Annotated in this window: 3 protein-coding genes; 2 read left to right on the plus strand and 1 reads right to left on the minus strand. The window is 43.2% G+C overall.

What is annotated here, in order from left to right:
- Positions 1-123 precede the first annotated feature (123 nt).
- Positions 124-16,857 carry a putative Ig domain-containing protein gene (locus tag PSE7429_RS09935; RefSeq protein ID WP_009627027.1) on the plus strand — a complete coding sequence of 5,578 codons (16,734 nt, stop codon included), beginning with the start codon at positions 124-126 and terminating at the stop codon, positions 16,855-16,857.
- A 10-nt stretch (positions 16,858-16,867) separates the two neighbouring features.
- The gene (locus PSE7429_RS09940; protein ID WP_009627028.1) at positions 16,868-17,506 is read left to right on the plus strand and encodes an SMI1/KNR4 family protein; all 639 of its coding nucleotides are present in this window, start codon (positions 16,868-16,870) and stop codon (positions 17,504-17,506) included.
- Positions 17,507-17,899: 393 nt separating this feature from the next.
- On the opposite strand, the gene PSE7429_RS09945 is transcribed toward PSE7429_RS09940, so the two are convergent.
- On the minus strand, positions 17,900-18,739 hold the full coding sequence (locus PSE7429_RS09945) for a Uma2 family endonuclease (protein ID WP_009627029.1): 840 nt from the start codon (positions 18,737-18,739) through the stop codon (positions 17,900-17,902).
- Positions 18,740-19,001 lie beyond the last annotated feature (262 nt).

The following is a 19,001-nucleotide window of genomic DNA, read 5'->3' on the forward strand; positions in this document are numbered from 1 at the left end:
GATTTTGTTTTGTTCTCCTCGTTTCCCATTTTTTACGTAATATGTGTTGAACCACACTTTGGACATTTCATTGTTTTTCATTGCTAAAACTCGTTATCTTTTATTTACTCATTCATCTCTCATTTGTGCAACGCCCTCAATACAGACATCATCGGCTCGATCGCTGAAAAGGGAGAACAGGATTACTATCGTTTTGAGGGTAAGGCTGGACAAGTTCTCTTCTTTGACGATTTGGGAAGCAGTTCGGGTATTTACGCTACTCTCTACGATCCTAACGGTCGATATACTGGTTTTCAAATTAGCCAAGGAGATGGGAATCCAAATGACTCCGCAGGGTTAAGACTGACTAGTGATGGAACTTATCTAATTAGTATAGATGGTAGTGGAGAGACAACGGGTACTTATGGTTTCCGTTTGCTAAATATGGCTGATTCTCCCCTAGTGGCTCTGAATACAGATATTACGGGGACTTTTGACAATAGCGATCGCGGTAGTGTGGGTTATCGGTTTAATCTAGCCGAACGCACTTATATATATGTTGATGGTCAGCTAGGTGATGGCTACTGGAATATTTATAATGCCAGTGGGCAGAGGGTTACAGGGAATTATACTAATGCAGATCAAGAACTATGGCTTGGAACTGGTGAATATTGGCTGGTGGCTCAAGGCACTGGTAATACTGATACCGATTACAAGCTAAAAATTATTACTCCAGATCTGCTAGCTACTCCTTTAGCTTTGAATGGGGTTGTTACAGGTTCAATTAGTACTAAAGGCGAGCAGGATTACTATACCTTTACAGGCATTGCAGGCGATAAACTATTTCTCGATGCACTTGGCAGCTCTCCAAATTTATCTTTCTATATTACCGATCCATTTGGACGGAATATATACAGTACAGGTAATATCTCCGATGCAGGACCTGATACTAACAATACAAGTTTGCTGTTGACTAAGAACGGTACTTATACCATTACCATTGATGGAAATGGCGAAGTAACTGGCAACTATAAGTTCCGCATTTTGAGTGATAGCTCTTCCCCATTAATCAGTATCGGCGATATCATTCAAGGCACTTTCGATAACGGTGGGGTGGCGAGTAATGGCTACCGCTTCAACGTTAGTACTACTCAGACAATTCATGTTGATATCCAAAATGGTCAAAGTCCCAACTATTGGATTATCTATGGTGGTGATGGTCAAGTTGTTGCCCGCCAAAATTTCCCTAATAGTGCCGATGTTAACTTGACAAAGGGGGAGTACTGGCTGGTTGCGATCGGGAACAGCTCTGCTGACAATACTTATAAGCTTCAAATTAATTCATCGTACCTTGCTTCTTCTAACGATCCCACGCCCATTCCTTATATACCAAACACTACGATTAGTGGAACTATAGCCTCATCAATTGTCTCACCAATCTTAAACTCTAACAACTCACCTGTTCCTTATACAGTTACTGCTTCAAGTGAGTATTATGGATATTACCCTGCTTATCGAGCCTTTGATGGGAGCTTGAATGGTTCTAGCTTCTGGGCTACTAATGGAGAACCAAATCCATTCATTCAAATCGATCTGGGAACTCCTACTACAGTCTCTGGGTATTCTTTTGTTTCGCGAGCGGATGGAGAATATAACCAAAGCCCTCGTTGGTGGGTACTTTCTGGCAGTAATGATGGTACGACCTTTACATCCCTAGACAGTAGGTCGGGACAACCCGTTTGGGGCGTTGGCGAAAAGAGAGAATACGCACTCGCAACTGCTGACAATTATAGATATTACAGATGGACATATACGACTGAGGGCGCAATAGGTCAAAATATTATCTCTATTCAAGAAATTCAGCTACTAAATTCAATTGTTGATAGCAAGAAAATTTATTCCTTTGATGCGACTTCAGGACAAAGCTTCAAATTTGATGGTCTTTCTCTTGGAAGCAACTTAAAGTACAGTATTATCGATCCAAATGGAAAATTATTAATTAGTAATGCTAAGGAGATAGAATCTAGTAAGGAAATTTTTGCTAGTGAAACTGGAACTTACAAGCTAATTATTGACTCAGCCACAAAAGATGGCGGTAGCTATAGGTTTAATTTAGTTCCAACACCTTCTACACCAATTCCTTACTCGCTCAATACTACGGTGAGCGGAACTATAGCTGGCTCAGTGGTCTCACCAATCCTTACATCTAATGTTGCCTCTCCTTATAAAGTTACGGCTTCGAGCGAATATTTCCCAGCATATTTTGCCTTTGATGGTAGGACAAACAACTCAAATGGTTATGCTATGTGGCATACAAATGGTGAACCCAATCCATTTATCCAAATTGATTTAGGAACATCTACATCGATTTCTGGATATTCTTTTGTTTCGCGAGCAGATGGGGAATATAATCAAAGTCCTCGGCAGTGGGTGTTTGCTGGCAGTAATGATGGAATTAATTTTACGACATTAGACAGTAAATCAGGACAACCTATCTGGGGTACTGGAGAAAAGAGAAGCTATGCTTTGGGAGAGACGGATAGTTATAGATACTATAAGTGGTCGCTTACAGCGCAATCATCCATAGGGCAAAGCTATCTATGTATTCAAGAGATTCAACTACTAAATTCAGTTTCTACTGGAGACACGAAAAAAGTCTATTCCTTTGATGCAACTGCAGGACAGGGATTATATTTTGACAGTCTTACTTCTAATTCGGCTTTACAATATAGCATCATCGATCCCAAAGGTAGAACATTAGTTAAGCAAGGAAATTTAACGAGCGATCGCGGTGAAATTTTTATTGGTGAAACGGGAACTTATCAACTCATCATCGACGCATCTGGAGGATATGCAGGCAACTATAGCTTTAACTTGGTGCCCTATGGTAATAGCTCAACAATTGCTACCCCTGTAACCCTAGGTAGTAATCTCTCAGGCACGTTTGGCGCGGATGGAAGAGAAGCTAAATTCTATCGATTTACGGCTAATGCCAATCAGTTATTAGCGATCGACCCATCTGGTGATAGTAATACCTATTGGTTTATCTATTCTCCGAAAGGCGATACCGTTGCTTCGGGTCGGTTAAGTAAGTATAAGGAATTTTTCCTCAATCAGACAGGAGAATATACGCTAGTTATTGCAGGAAATGGGGCGGCGAATAATAGCTATCAACTCAATCTATTAGCACCTAGCACGACTACGACTCCCTTAGCTATTGGTACAGATATCTCTGGCAACATTTCTACTAAGGGTCAGTATGACTCCTATACATTCACAGGTAAGGCGGGTCAGCAGTTATTCTATGATGCCTTAGGTGGAGATAATTATCTCTATGTCACAGTCTACGATCCCACAGGTAGAAGGATTGTCGATCGCGCTAATAATACTAGCGATCGTAATCTTCAAGACGGGCTAATCCTGCAAATGAATGGGACTTATACCCTGCAAATTGGCGGCTCAGACTACTATAGCTACTATGATTTATACGAAACTTCTTACCCCACTACCTCACCATATACAACCCATACGGGCAATTACAAATTCCGCTTATTAGATAAAGCTGATGCCACTGCGGTGAATGTTGGTGACTATATTACAGGTACTTTTGATAATGGAGCTTTGGGTTCCAAATTATACAAACTCTCGCTTACCGAAACTAAAGCGCTCTATTTCGATGGATTACAGGGCGACGGCACTTTTCGGATTTATAATTCCAACGGTTATGAGATTACAAACCTCAATCTGAATGACGGATATGATCGCGAATTAACTCTGGGCGTGGGAGAATACCTAATCGTCATGCAAGGTAGAGGTTCAGCCAGCAACTACCAGCTCAGAATTTCGCAACCACCAGCTTACTTAAACGTTCCCATAGATTTTGATACTGTAATTAGCGACAGTATCACCGATAAAGGGGCGAAACGTTACTATAGCTTTAATGGGAAAGCAGGTAAGCAAATTTACTTTGATGGTTTAGGTGGAAACTTCGGCAATAATTTGGTGATTTACGATCCCACAGGTAGAGTGGTATTTAATCAGAATCCTCAATATGATGCTACATCAAGCCAAGAATTGATTTTGCAGATGGATGGAGTTTATCAAATTGTAATTGATAGCTCTTCCCACTATTACTATGACTATAGCTATGTCTATCCTTACCTAGGTGATTACAAGTTCCGTCTATTAGATAAAGACAATGCCACAGTGGTTAATGTTGGTAATGATATCACTGGAACATTTGACAACGGAGCTTTGGGATCAAAAGCCTATAAACTGACCCTGACTGAAACTAAGTTTCTCTACTTTGATGGGATGCAAGGAAATGGTGTATTCCATTTATATAGCCCTAACGGACAGGAGATTACATCGTTAGGATTAAATGACGGACATGATCGCGAATTTAATCTCGGGGCAGGAGAGTACTTAATTGTCATGCAGGGGAATGGTAATGACCCCAACTATAAACTACATATTAGCGAACCGATCATTCTACCTACAGAATCGATAGACCTTGGTGCAGTTGTCAGTGGCAATATCTCCGAAAAAGGTGTGAAGCGTAGCTTCACTTTTACAGGTGTTGCAGGACATCAGTTATTTTATGATGCTCTGGGTAGTGATTATAGTTTTGTGGCAATTTATGACCCTAATGGTCGAAGAGTCTTCTTCCAAGATGGTCGTTATGATTACAACCCTTATGATGGCAGTGGATCGTATAGCAACTTGGTCAATAATTCCACTGGACTCATCTTGCAGATGAATGGAACCTATACAGTTGTTATAGATGCTTCAGATCACGATTATTATCGCTACTATGCTTCTCAGTATGACTACGTTGTACCTCAATTAGGCAACTATAAATTCCGACTGCTAGATAAAGTCTTAGCTCCAGAAACGACATTAGATACAGTTGTTTCAGGCCTACCTGATAACAACGGATTGGGAACAACTCAATATCGACTAAATATCAGTGAGCGGAAGTATGTTTATTTTGATGCCCAAGGAGGTAGTGGTAATTGGATTATCTATTCTCCCGATGGTAAAACTCGCGTCGCTTCGTCAGAATTGAATCGCAGTCAAGAATTTTGGTTAGATGCTGGTGAGTACACGATCGCTATCCAAGGAGTACCTCAAGGCTCGAATACAGTTCCCTATCAATTTAAAATAGTAACTCCAGATTTGATTAGTACTGCCTATAAAGTAGGCGATACAATTTCGGGCAGCATTAGTGAAAAGGGAGAAAAAGACTTCTACACTTTTGAAGGAAAACCAGGGCAGAGATTATTCTTTGATGGTCTATCTACTACCGCCAATATTTATGCCACCCTCACTTCGCCAACAGGCAAGACAATCTTTAGTAGATTGGACACCCAAAGTAATTATGCTAATGAAGTTCTTGATGAGAATGGAATCTATACCCTCACCATAGATGGTTCGAGCTACGATTATTATGGCAATGTTTCTCTGGGGAATTACAGTCTGCGTTTATTGGAATATGCCAACGCTTCATCCTTTGCTACATCTCAAGCTGTATTAGTACAGACTAATACTGATATCACGGGTAGTCTTAGCGATGCTAATGGCAAACAGTCCAATCTCTATCGTTTCACAGGGACTCAAGGACAAACCCTATATATCGATACGATAGCAGGCGATACTTCTAATTTTTGGGGCATCTATGCACCAAATGGTACAAGTGTAACCTATGGTAACTTGTCAACTCCTGGGGAAATAGTACTCTCGCAAACAGGAGAATATACCCTTGAAGTGCAGGGTCGAGGCGCTAGCAATCGTGACTATACAATACGCCTGATTACGCCAAATAGTTCGATCGCTAATTACACGTTAGGGAATGTTATTAGCACCTCTCTAGCTCGTAAAGGCGAAACCGACACCTATAGTTTCACAGGTAACCTCGGACAGAGATTATTTTTTGATTCAATCACGGCTCCTCCGAATGTCAGAGCAAGACTATATAGCCCCACAGACATTCTATTGAAAGATAGCCTTTTAAGTGAAGGGGAATGGCTGCCTGAAACCTTAGCAGAGACTGGTAAATATCGACTAGTAATAGATGGTGATGGCGGAGCAATTGGGAACTATAGCTTTAGTCTCAGCGATCGCGCCATTGCCTCTGAAATTAGTCTTGCCACATCAATCTCAGGAACCATCGCAGCTAATAGCGCCAACCTATACAAACTAAATGGTAAGCAGGGACAAGTACTTAGTTTTGACCTTACCGCACCAAATTTGGTAGGTGCTAGTTGGGTCATCTATGACCCTTCGGGGATAGCTATAGCTACTCCCAGTTCCGCATCCCCAGACTTTAAAGTAGCTCTAGCTTCCACGGGAATATATAGTTTAGTTATTAATGGTAGTAGCGGAGGCGAATACAGTTTCCAAGTTACCGACATCACTCCTGCGGCGGTAGCCAATTCAGGAATCGGTGTTGTCCAGACCGTAAGCATTAATAATGCAGGGGCAACAGTCGATTATGAATTTACGGGTAAAGCAGGTACGCAGATATTCTTTGACGCTCAAGCCTATGATTCTTCTAATAGCTATAATAACTACTACTATGGCGGCTATGATTACTATAGCTACTACTATTCTCGGTTTAGGTTGATTAATCCAGATGGAACCGTCGCTCAAGACAACCAATCTGCGGTCTCAGATCAAGTCTTGACTCTTTCTCAAACAGGTACCTATAGGTTGCAGGCTTATAGTGCCTATCCATATGCTGCTTCAAATTTTAGGTACAACCTATTAGAGATGCCGAATAGTTTCGGTTCCCCAACACTTAACTATCTTGCCTTAAACGATACAGTAACAGGAACCCTAAATAATAAAGAAACTAAAATCTATACCTTTCAAAACTCTGTCGGCACTAAGGTACTGTTTAATGGCATGTATGGAGATGGAGTCAATGCCTATCTGTATGACCCCAGTGGGCGAGTAGTTATGAGTCTGGGAGTTAACTCATCAGATTCAGCCCCATATACGCTCACCCAAGAGGGACTATACCATTTAGCAATATCGGGACAGGCTAACACCTACAGCGGTTCATTACAACGTAGTTATTCCTTCCAATTGCTAGATGCTAGTACTGCTCAAGAGGTTGAATACAACCTCCCCATTACAGGCTCTTTAGACAATGGAGAGAAAGGAACTTTCTACAAAATTACGGCTGAGGCAAATAAGATCCTTTACTTTGATAATTTGTCCTTCAATACTAATTGGTACTATCCCTATGAATATCGCTGGACACTCTATGGGGCTGGTAATAATGTCATTGCCAGCAACGAATTACGCAATGATTTTGAAGTAAAAATCGACAAGGCTGGAGAATATTATCTGTATGTCGCAGGAGCCTATGCCACCAATCCTGTCGATTACAAATTCCGCGTAGTTGCCACTGATATTAGTAATCGCAGGGATGTGATTGTTCCTGGCTCTGGTATATCTGGGGCAAAAAATGACGATGGCTCCCTTGCAACTGTAGCGGTGGAATTACAAGCCAAAGATGGTAAAGGCGGCACAGCCACCCAAAATTATGACATTAAGCTGTTTGCCGACCCCAATAATGCAAATCCAGTTATTACTAGTATTCCCGATACAAAGTATAGCCTTGCGGAAGATGGATATCGCTATCAAGTTAAATCTCTCGATCCTGATAGCGACTCTTTAGTTTACCGATTAATTAACTCACCCATTGGCGCAGTCATCAACCGTGACACTGGCGAACTACTCTGGTTCCCTTCTGCTTCGGTCGTACCTGGTAGCAAGGCTAATTTCACAGTGGAAGTGTCTGATGGCAGAGGTGGAAAAGACACCCAGACTTTCACAGTAGATGTTTATGGCAACTTAGGCAAAATTCAAGGTGCGGTATTTGACGATCTTAATGGTAATGGTTTACTGGATAGTAAATTAATCAAGGGAGATAATCCTTCTGTGGTGCTAGCGATCGATGTATCGGGTAGTACTGCCGCTCCATTTCTAGGTACTGGCAAGTTTAAGGATGTTAAAACAGTTCTAGATGCAGAAGTAGCCGCTATAAAATCTTTGATCAGTTCCATAATTGCTCAAGGACAGGGTAGTAAACTCAAAATTGGATTCCTACCTTTTACAACTGGCGCAACAATCCAAGACATGGACTTGGTCATGGCTGGATTGCAGGAATATACGACGGCGCTGGCTGATAGTAATGGTAATGGAACTTCTAATATCTCTGAAGTATTAGCCCTACCCCTATACCATATTCCTGATGGCGGGAGCACACTTAATAATGTCATCGAACAGATTGACACCTTGGTTAATGTACTGCCTGGTACACCCAATTTGATCTTCATGTCCGATGGTTATTTCAGTAATTTAAATCCAACGGAAATTAACACGATCGTAGCGAATATTAAGTCACGGGGTGGAAATGTGACAGCATTTGGTATTGGGGAAGCGGCAACTACCAATACTCTCAAAGCAATCGATCCCGATGCAATTAAGCTGATAGATATCAATGAACTATCTAATATTTTTACTGGCTTTGATGAGAGATACGCTCTAGAGCCATTTAAAGAAAATGTCAGCGTTTACTTAGATTTGAATAATGATGGGCAGTATGAAGCGGGCGAACCCACCCAACTGACGAAACGAGGCAATGCTCCAAATAGTGTTGGTCAAACACCTTACTACTACACATTCGATCATCTGACTCCAGGAAACTATACCGTCAGGATTCTGACTCCCAATGGTTACAGCCTGAGTACTCCTGATACGGGTTTTGCGACAGATGTAGTGACGACAGCGGGTGAAACCTTCAGCCATTTATTTGGGGTTACCAAAATCGCAACACCTGTTAATACTGCACCGCAGTTTACGACTATTCCTCCTGAATTAACTCAACTTAAAGCAGGACAGTTACTGACCTACAAAGCCAAGGCAATTGACCCTGACGCAGACTCCGTGACCTATAGTCTGGTACTAGCCCCCAAAGGCATGACGGTGGATAATGAAACTGGAACGGTAATCTGGAATCCGACTAAAACTCAGATCGCTGACTACTACGCGCAACTGGAAGCCGATCGCCAGCGCGTTGGTCCGAGTCGTGCGGCGGCGATCGCCAAGACTCCCGTATTTAACGTACTGCTGCGCGCACAAGATGGCAAAGGCGGACAGGCTCTGCAATATATCAAAGTAGAGTTGCTAGCGGATAACCAAGCACCTGTATTCACCTCAATATTCCCCAGCACTACACCACAGGCGAATAAAGCCTTCCAGTACCAAGTTAATGCGCTCGATCCGAATAACGATACTGTAACTTTCTCTTTGGTGACTGCGCCCTCTGGAGCCACTATAAACGCCAGCACTGGGCTGTTAACATGGCAACCGACGAGCAATCAAGTCGGTGATAACAACTTCACGATTAAAGTAACTGATGGCAAGGGTGGTGAAAGCTTGCAAACAGGTAAGCTCTCAGTTATCAATGCAGTGCCCAATCGCGCACCGACGATCAGCTCTAACCCACGCAATAGCGCTAGATATGGCAACAGCTATAGCTACGAAATATTGGCGACCGATGCCGATGGGGATGCTCTAACCTATAGCTTAGTCACGGCTCCTGCGGGAATGACGATCAAGGACAATATCCTGAGCTGGCTGCCTAGTAGTAGCCAATTTGGAGACAACAATGTATCGGTCAAAGTCACCGACACACAGGGTGCAAGCAGCATTCAAACCTTCCAAATCAGAGTCGGCAGTCAATTAGAAAATAAAGCACCGACCATCAGTTCTGCCCCCAATCTCGTCACGACCATAGACCGCGAATACCAATATGACCTGAGTGGCAGTGACCCGAATGGCGATCGCCTATTGTGGAGTCTAGACAAAGCCCCAACGGGAATGGTAATTGATGCCACCACGGGTCGACTAAGATGGCAACCAACCGTCAATCAAATCGGTGAACAGGCGATCGCCATTCGCGTCAGCGATAACTATGGAGCCTATAGCGTTCAAGAATATACGCTCAAGGTCAATGCGATTAACACCGCTCCCAACATCCTATCGACCCCAATCACCAAAGCAGGACAGGGACAACCCTATGTCTATAACGTTGTGGCGACGGATGCCGAAAACGATGCCATTCGCTATAGTCTGATTAGCTATCCCACAGGGATGAGCATCGATAGCGAGACAGGCAAGATCTCATGGACACCCAGCTATAGCAATATTGGCAGCTACAAAATCCAAGTCCAAGCCACCGATAGTAAAGGGATATTCAATACCCAAACCTACCAACTGGAAATAGTTGCCGCGCCCAACCTCAATGCGATCAATCACACCCCCAGCATCACCTCCACTCCGATCACTCAAATCGATACGACAAAACCCTACCGCTATCAAGTCGTAGCGACCGATGTCGATGCGGGAGATAGCTTGAGCTATGGATTAATTAATGGAGGTGGGGCGACAGGGATAACAATTAACCCCACCACAGGACTAGTCACATGGGATAGTCCTACATTGGGAACCTACAACATTGAAATAGGCGTAACCGATAGTAGCGGCGCGCGCGCAACCCAAGGATTTACTCTCAATGTCAGCAATCAACCTTCTAGTGCTGCTAGCAATAAACCACCACAGATCGTATCGACACCGATTACTCGCATTGGACAGGGACAAGCCTATAGCTATGAAGTACTCGCCCGCGACCCAGAGAATAACCCCGTCATCTATAGCCTGAAGAGTAGTCCTAATGGCATGGCGATCGATGCAAATACAGGGAAGATCTCTTGGACGGGAAACATCGTGGGCAGTTACAACGTGGAAGTCCAAGCCACTGATAGTCAAGGCGGCTTTAGCAGCCAGAGCTATCAACTAGAGGTGATCGCTAATCCCATCAACCATGCTCCCAGTATTACCTCTACGCCACAATTCCAAGCCGATACCAATAGTTCCTACCGCTATCAAGTCACCGCTAGCGACCCCGATGCGGGAGACAAACTCGAATATCAACTGATAAGCAATGGCGGAGCTACAGGACTAGCGATCGATCGCCAGACAGGACTATTGACAGGGAATAACCTGAGTGCAGGAAACTACAAAGTCGTCATCGGAGTCGTCGATGAAGGGGGCTTAGGAGCGGCGCAAGGATTTACCCTCACCGCAAGAGCCAATCAATTACCCGTCATTATCTCTGATAATCCACCAACAGCCGTTCCCAATATTCCCTATGTCTATGACCTACGGGTCAGTGACCCCGATGGTGGTAGCTTGAAATATAGCCTTGATGATGCATCTAAGAACTTAGGAATTAGCATTGATGAGCTAGGTCGATTGCGTTGGACTCCTTCTGTTAATCAAATTGGCGCTCATCCGATCACCATCAGCATTACCGATGAGTCAGGGGGTGTGATCTCGCAGAACTTTACAATCAATGTCCAAGCCGATAGTACTGCCCCGAGTGTAAAGTTAACCTATGCGGGTTCTATTCCCGCTGCTAAAGGTAGTGCCATTACCTTCCAAGTCCAAGCTACCGATGATGTGAAAGTCTCCGACCTACAGCTACTTGTGGATGGACAAGCGGTTCCCTTGGACAACTATGGTATCGCCACCGTTGTATTGAACAAGGTGGGGAATATCCAAATCGTGGCTAAAGCGATCGATGTTGCGGGCAATGTGGGGCAGGATACGACGGTATCGATTCCCGTGTTTGACCCCAATGCTGAAGCCCATGCGCCAGAGGTGAGCTTCCAATTATTTGGGATCGAGGATGCGATTTCTAGTCTCAGCGATATTAAAGGACTAGTTGATGACCCCGATGATAATCTGCAATCCTATGTGGTGGATATTGCGGCTGTTGGTACGGATGACTGGACGACAATCATCACGGGTAACAGTGAAGTCAATGCTGGTGGCGTACTCGGTAAGTTTGACCCCAGTATCTTCGCTGATGATAGTTATCGGATTCGTTTGACCGCAACAGATACGACTGGGCTATCGAGTTCGGTGGAAGAACAGGTGAATGTGGTCAGTGGTGGATTAAAACTGGGTAACTTCACGCTGTCGTTTACGGATTTATCGATTCCGATTTCAGGTATTCCGATTAATGTAACCCGCACCTATGACTCACTCAATGCTAAGGTCAGCGATGATTTTGGCTATGGATGGAGATTGGAGTTTCGGGATACGGATCTCCGCACGAGTTTGGCAAAGGATGAGGTTTATGAACAGACAGGTTTGAGAACACAGGCGTTTAAGGATGGTACGAAGGTATTTATCACTTTGCCAGGGGGCAAGCGCGAAACCTTTACCTTTAAGCCCACCCGCGATCCAATTTCTAGCTATTTCCCTGCGATCGATGGCTATGATGCGTCTATTTATCATCCTGCCTTTACATCGGAGAAAGGCTCCACTAGTACCTTGACCGTTGTCGATACTAAGTTAAGTTACATCGATGGTAAGTACTATTCCCTTGGTAGTGGGGTGGCTTACAATCCTGCGGATGGTTATTTTGGGAATAAGTATATTCTCACCACGAAGGAGGGGATTGTGTATGAGATTGATGGCACGACAGGTGATTTGAATACGGTTACGAATCCGAATGGGAATACGCTCACGTTTACGGATGCGGGAATTACCAGCGATACAGGAAAAGCGGTAACATTCCAGAGGGATGCTAGTGGTCGGATTACTTCAGTAACTGATCCTCTCGGTCAGGTGGTGAAGTATCAGTATGATGCTAAGGGTGATTTGATTGGGGTATCGGACAGGGAGAATAATACGACCCAGTTTAAGTATGCTCAGCCCACCCGCGACCATTTCTTGACAGAAGTGGTCGATCCCCTTGGTCGGTCTGGGGTGAAGAATGAGTATGACGCGCAGGGTCGTCTGGTGAAGTTGGTGGATGCTTTGGGTAAGCCTGTACAATTGGCTTATGACCCGACTAATTCGACGCAGACGGTGACGGATGCTTTGGGTAATCCTACGACCTATGTTTATGACCAAAGGGGCAATGTTGTCTCGGAGGTGGATGCTAATGGTGGTGTGGTTTCGAGAACCTATGATGATCAGAACAACTTACTGAAGAAAGTAGATGCTGATGGAGTCACCACAACCTATACCTATGACAGTAATGGAAATCCATTAACTCTGACCGATGGTGATGGCAATACAACGCGGATGCAATACAACCGATATAGCGAAATCCTGAACGTTATCTCGCCCACAGGATTAGCCGTATCTTCAAGTTACGATGATCGCGGAAACCTAATATCGAGAACCAATACCGATGGACAAACGACTACTTTTAGCTATGACAGCTTGGGACGCTTAATCAGTCAAACCGCACCCGATGGCGAAGTTTCCACCTTTGAATACGATCGCTATGGCAATGCGATTGGTTTTACAGATAGTCGCGGGAACAAAACCAATGCGACCTATGACCTGAATGGCAAAGTCACCAACCTATCCATGGTTTTCCCGACCGAAAATCAGACGCTCAATATCAGCTATACCTATGACAAGGCAGGAAGGGTGACATCGATTACCGATCCACAGGGGAATGTCAGCCGTACTGAATATGATGCCAATGTCAATGTCACAGCGACCATAGACATAAGAGGTAATCGCACTGAGTATTTCTATGACGAAAAGGGACAACAAATAAAGGTCATCCTGCCAGACAACACGCCGAATAATGCTGCGGATAATCCAGTATTGCTGACTGAATATGATGCCGTGGGAAGGGTTATCTCCAAAACATCGGCAACGGGATTGAAAACTCACTATGAATATGACGCATTAGGGCAATTGACCGATACCATCTTTGCTGACCTTACGCCAAACGACAATAGCGACAATCCGAGAGAGCATATCGAGTACACCGCATCAGGTCGGATTAAGGCAACAATCGATATTTTTGGCAATCGCACTGAATATACCTACGATGCGTTAGGAAGGATCTCTCAAGAGCGTGATTTCTTTGGTAATCCGATTGGTAATGACACCACCTATACCTACAACACGGGCGGTCAGGTTACTTCTGTCACTGATGCGAAGAATCGTACAACCCAGATAGGACTGGATGCTCAAGGTCGCTCTAGTGTGAATACTTACTTTGATGGCACTACATCTAATGTGGTCTATGACGCTTTAGGTCGTGTCAAGTCAGAAACTAATCAACTGGGACAAACTACGTCCTATGAATACGATGCCTTTGGCAAAGTCTCGGCAATGATTGATGCGCTCAATCAACGCACTCAGTTTACCTATAACAGTCGCGGCAGTCTGGTTAAGGTGACTGATGCTTTGGGTCATGAAACCCAGTATGAATATGACCAGTACAATCGACGGACAGCGGTGATTGATGGCAATGGCAATAGAACCGAAACGACCTATGACCAATTCGGACAGGCGATCGCGATTAAGGATGCGAATCTGCATACTACTGAATATGCCTACAATAATCTCGGTGAATTGACTGCGGTGAAGTTGGCGAATCAAGCGACTACTATTTACGGCTATGACAATTTAGGTAGACAGACGTTGTTTGAGGATGCCAATGGCAATAAAACCACCTATGAGTATGATGCGTTTAATCGCAAAGTGGCAACAAATCTAGCTTTGGGTCAGCGTTCAACGACGATTTTCAATAATTTCGGTCAGGTGGCGAAGACGACGGATTTCAATGGCAATGTGATTACCTATGCCTATGATCTCTATGGCCGATTGGCTAATAAATCCTTCTCCGATCCACGTGTGGCGACGGTGGGTTATACCTACGATCCTGTGACTTCGCAAATCAAGACGGTGACGGATGGAAGGGGTGTGACTACATATAGTTTTGATAGTTATGACCGTGTGAATTTGGTTGCGAGTCCTGATGGTCAGACGGTTGGCTATAGCTATGATGTGTTGGGTAATCTCAAAACTTTGACAACTGCGGCAAATACGGTTAATTACGCTTACGATAAACTAAATCGCCTTGATACGGTGACTTCAGGTATTCAGTTAGCCAAGTATAGCTATGATGCCGCAGGAAATCTGATTGGTACGGTGTTGGCGGATGGTACGACTGAAGCTGATACCTATGATGCTGCTAACCGATTGACGGGAATGGTAACTCGCGACTCTTCGGGGGCAGTACTTTCTAGTTATGCCTATACGTTGGATGGTGTGGGTAATAGAACTAAGGTGGTTGAGAATAATGGTCGCACTGTCAACTATGCCTATGATGTGTTGAATCAGTTGCAATCAGAGTCTATGACTGATCCGATTTTGGGTAATCGAACGATCGCTTATGAGTATGACTCTGTGGGAAATCGCTTGAAGCGGAATGATTCCGATCCTGCTAGTGGTGTCACTACCTATATCTATGATGCTAACAATCGTCTCAAAAATACGACTAATGGCAACAAGGTCACCAATTTTACCTATGACAATAATGGTTCGACTCTGACTAAATATGATGGTACGAATACGGTTGTTTATGATTGGATTAATGATGGTGAAAATCGCTTAGTGGGCGTAACTTCGACTAATAATGGAGTTACTTCCCAATCGAATTATATTTATGATGCGAATGGAAATCGCGTGGCGAGTATTACCGATGGAGTCAGAAAGAATTATCTGCTTGATTCGAGGGGTAATGCGAAGGTGCTGCAAGAGTCTGATGTTAATGGTCAGATTCTGAATAAGTATACGTTTGGGTTGGGGCTAATCAAGTCTGAGGGTGGTGGTAATACTCGGTTCTATCATTCTGATGGTTTGGGTTCGACGAGGTTGTTGACTGATGCTTCGGGTCAAGTAACGGATCGCTATGTCTATGATGCCTATGGCAAGTTGATTGCCAGTGCTGGTAATTCGAGTAATTCGTTCCAGTTTGCGGGTGAGCAGAGAGATGGCACTGGGTTAGATTATCTCAGGGCGAGATATTATGATTCGGATTTAGGTAGATTCATCTCGAAGGATGCTTTTGGTGGGCGGATGAGTAGTCCCATTTCTAAGAATCCTTATGCTTATGCGAATAATAATCCGATTAACTTTACTGACCCTTCGGGTTACGATGCATTAGGTGCTACTGAATCGACGGCAATCATTGGAATTCTCAGTAGTATTGCTTATGCTTCTGTAAATGTTGCTAGCTTTATTGTACAAGCTGCTTTAAGAGGTGCTGCTTTTGAAGCTACACATTTCGTCATAATTGTTGCTGGCGCATTTGTTGTACAACTTCTCGTACCTGATTCTGCTGCTGATGGCACTCTTCCGTCAAGCTTTACAGAAAAGCAAGGTGGTTTTGACCCAAATGATATTAATTTTGGTAAAGATATCGATTCTGTTTTGCGTGACTTAGCTTATGGTTATCCTCTTCCCGATGGTGATTTCAATCCTAATGATGATTTCGATCCTAATTCTATCAATACGAATAAGGGTCGTGACTCCAACGAAAGTTGGCGCGACTTGATTGAAACTTTTCCTTCTACCAATGGTGGTTTTAGCCCGAATGATATTAATTTTGGTAAAGACTTAGGCGGTCTTCTTTTACCTCATATTTTTCTTTCTGTCAAAGATGTTATAATTGATAGTAACAAATATCCTGAATCTGCCCAACATGTAAGAGATGCTCAAGCATCTGGTTATCCCGAAGAATTAACTATAGATCGAAGTGGAGCGTCTAAAAACCGTAAGGATTCTTTAAGAGGAATTGATACTGTGTCTGGTAAAGACAGAGATGAATATCCTCCAGCAGTTTTTCAAGAAGGAGGTTCAGGCTCAAGTGTGCGTCCTATCAATCCAAGTGATAATAGAGGAGCAGGATCAACTATTGGGCATCAAATTAAAGATCTTCCAGACGGTACAAAAGTTAGAATTGTGGTAGACCCATAGGAAACATTCAATGAATATTCATACTGAAAAACTTGTGTCAATTGGCAGTCATCCTTTAGGTGAAGAACTTCCTTATCTGAGTCAAACTCTATTAGATTTTGCCAGTTCTCTTGCGGACGATCTTTATAACTTGCTATCCAAGAAAAATGGATTTCTAGCTTTTGAATCAGCGCTTCATGTTTTTCCCGCCGAAAATTCTAGTTTAATAATGACTCTTGAAACTTGGAATTCTGACAATTTATGGAGAAACAATTACGGAACTTTAGTTAAAAATTGTTTGTTTTTTGCTGAAGATATTTTTGGAGGACAGTTCTGTATTTTTGAGGACAAAATTTATTCATTTGATCCTGAAACTGGAACGAAAGAATTTGTAGCGAATAATATTGAGCAGTGGGCTAAAGCTATTCTCTCAGATTATAATGTATTGACAGGTTTTCCTTTGGCGCATGAATGGCAGAAAAAGAATGGTAATCTTCCAATAGATAAAAGATTGTTACCCAAAATCCCTTTTGTTGTTGGGGGAGATTTTGTAGTTGACAACTTATATTCAGTGGATTCAGTTCAAGGCATGAAAATTCGAGCTGATATTGCTCAACAAATCAAGGATTTACCAGATGGCGCGAAGATAAACATTCGTGTTGTTGACTGAGTAGTTATCATTTGTCATTTTTTTAATGGCGGTCTCTTAAGACAGACTTGGACAAAGTTATTCTCAAATGAGTGTGCGTCATATGCGATCGCTTTTTGGTGTGAGAGCTATCAGAGATTTTGAGGTAATGTTTTAGGCGATCAGGAGTTTTTTGTTTGATAGCGATCGCTTTCTAGCAATGAGTAGGCGATCGATGTCTTTTTAGATTTAGGAGAGATCGCTTGTTTTTTTTGATTATAAAGGAGATCGCTTTCTATCAATGAGTAGGCGATTGATGTTTTTTAGATTTAGGAGAGATCGCTTGTTGTTTTTTTTGATTATAAAGGCGATCGCTTAAGGTTGAAACTTATTATTTGCGATCGCTTGTTTATAGAGCATATTGGGGTGACTCACTTAAATTTCATCAGGATTAATCCCCAGAGATCTAAGGTATGCAGCAAGTTTTTCGTTTTTATTACGCTCTTGGAGAGCGATCGTCTCGGCTTCTTGTTTAGCCAGACGTTCTTGGAGTTTTTCACTACGCTCTTGCTCCGCGATCGCCTCAGCCTGTTGTTGAGCTACCTCCGCCTCGCGCCGAGCCTGTTGCTCATAGGAACGCTCCAACTCAGCAATCAAGCGATCATGTTCCGCCTCAGCATAAGAGCGCAAAACCTGATTAGAAATTGGGTCAAAGAATCGAAAACCAAGCTCTGGATACAAATGTAAATCTAAACCTAACACTTCACTATGTAACGACAAAGTGCCATCAGCTAAAACTGAAGCAGCGATCGCTACATACTCACCATTCTCCAAACGTACCCCCTGCAATGATGTTGGTTTTAAATATTCACCAGTCGGGTCATATTGAAAATACTCCTTAACTCCCAAATCCCGATAAATTAAGGGATTCTGTTCGCGGTCTTTCGTCACCGTTCCCTTAGAAGTAATTTCCAACACAAAATCAGGAACTTTTCCTCCCTCTTCATAGATCTTATAACTAACGCGGTCTTCATTGCTCATGCCAAAGACTACAAACGTATCAGGCGCAATTCTTTTCTCGACCTTCTCTTCCCGATAACGGATAAATAGATTTCCAGACACATAAACATTCTGCTGTTTCTCGAACCAGAGCCTCAATGCTTCAGTGGTATAGCTCAAATTACGCCGTTGTTTATCGCCCTCTGGCATTGGCTCAAAGTCCTCGTCAAGGAGTTCTATACTCGAATTTAGACTGCGATTACCCGAAATTGTCATAACGGCGCTCCTAGTCAGATATCTATACAATCTAGCATATCAAATACCAATATGACCTGAGTGGCAGTGACCTGAGCTGTGTTGTCTCACTTCAGTGAATTAAACAACAAACCCAGTAAGGTTTTGAGATTCCCAAAATGGCGTTGCCATTTTGGGAATTGGTATTAGAGACAATCAGAGGCTTTAGGCTTTGCCAGATAAAACTAGCGAACAAACTTGAGACTTTCGGTGTTTTTGACAAAGAAATCAGTAAACAGACTCA

Origin of the sequence: Pseudanabaena biceps PCC 7429 (assembly GCF_000332215.1) — a bacterium.
GTDB lineage: Bacteria > Cyanobacteriota > Cyanobacteriia > Pseudanabaenales > Pseudanabaenaceae > Pseudanabaena > Pseudanabaena biceps.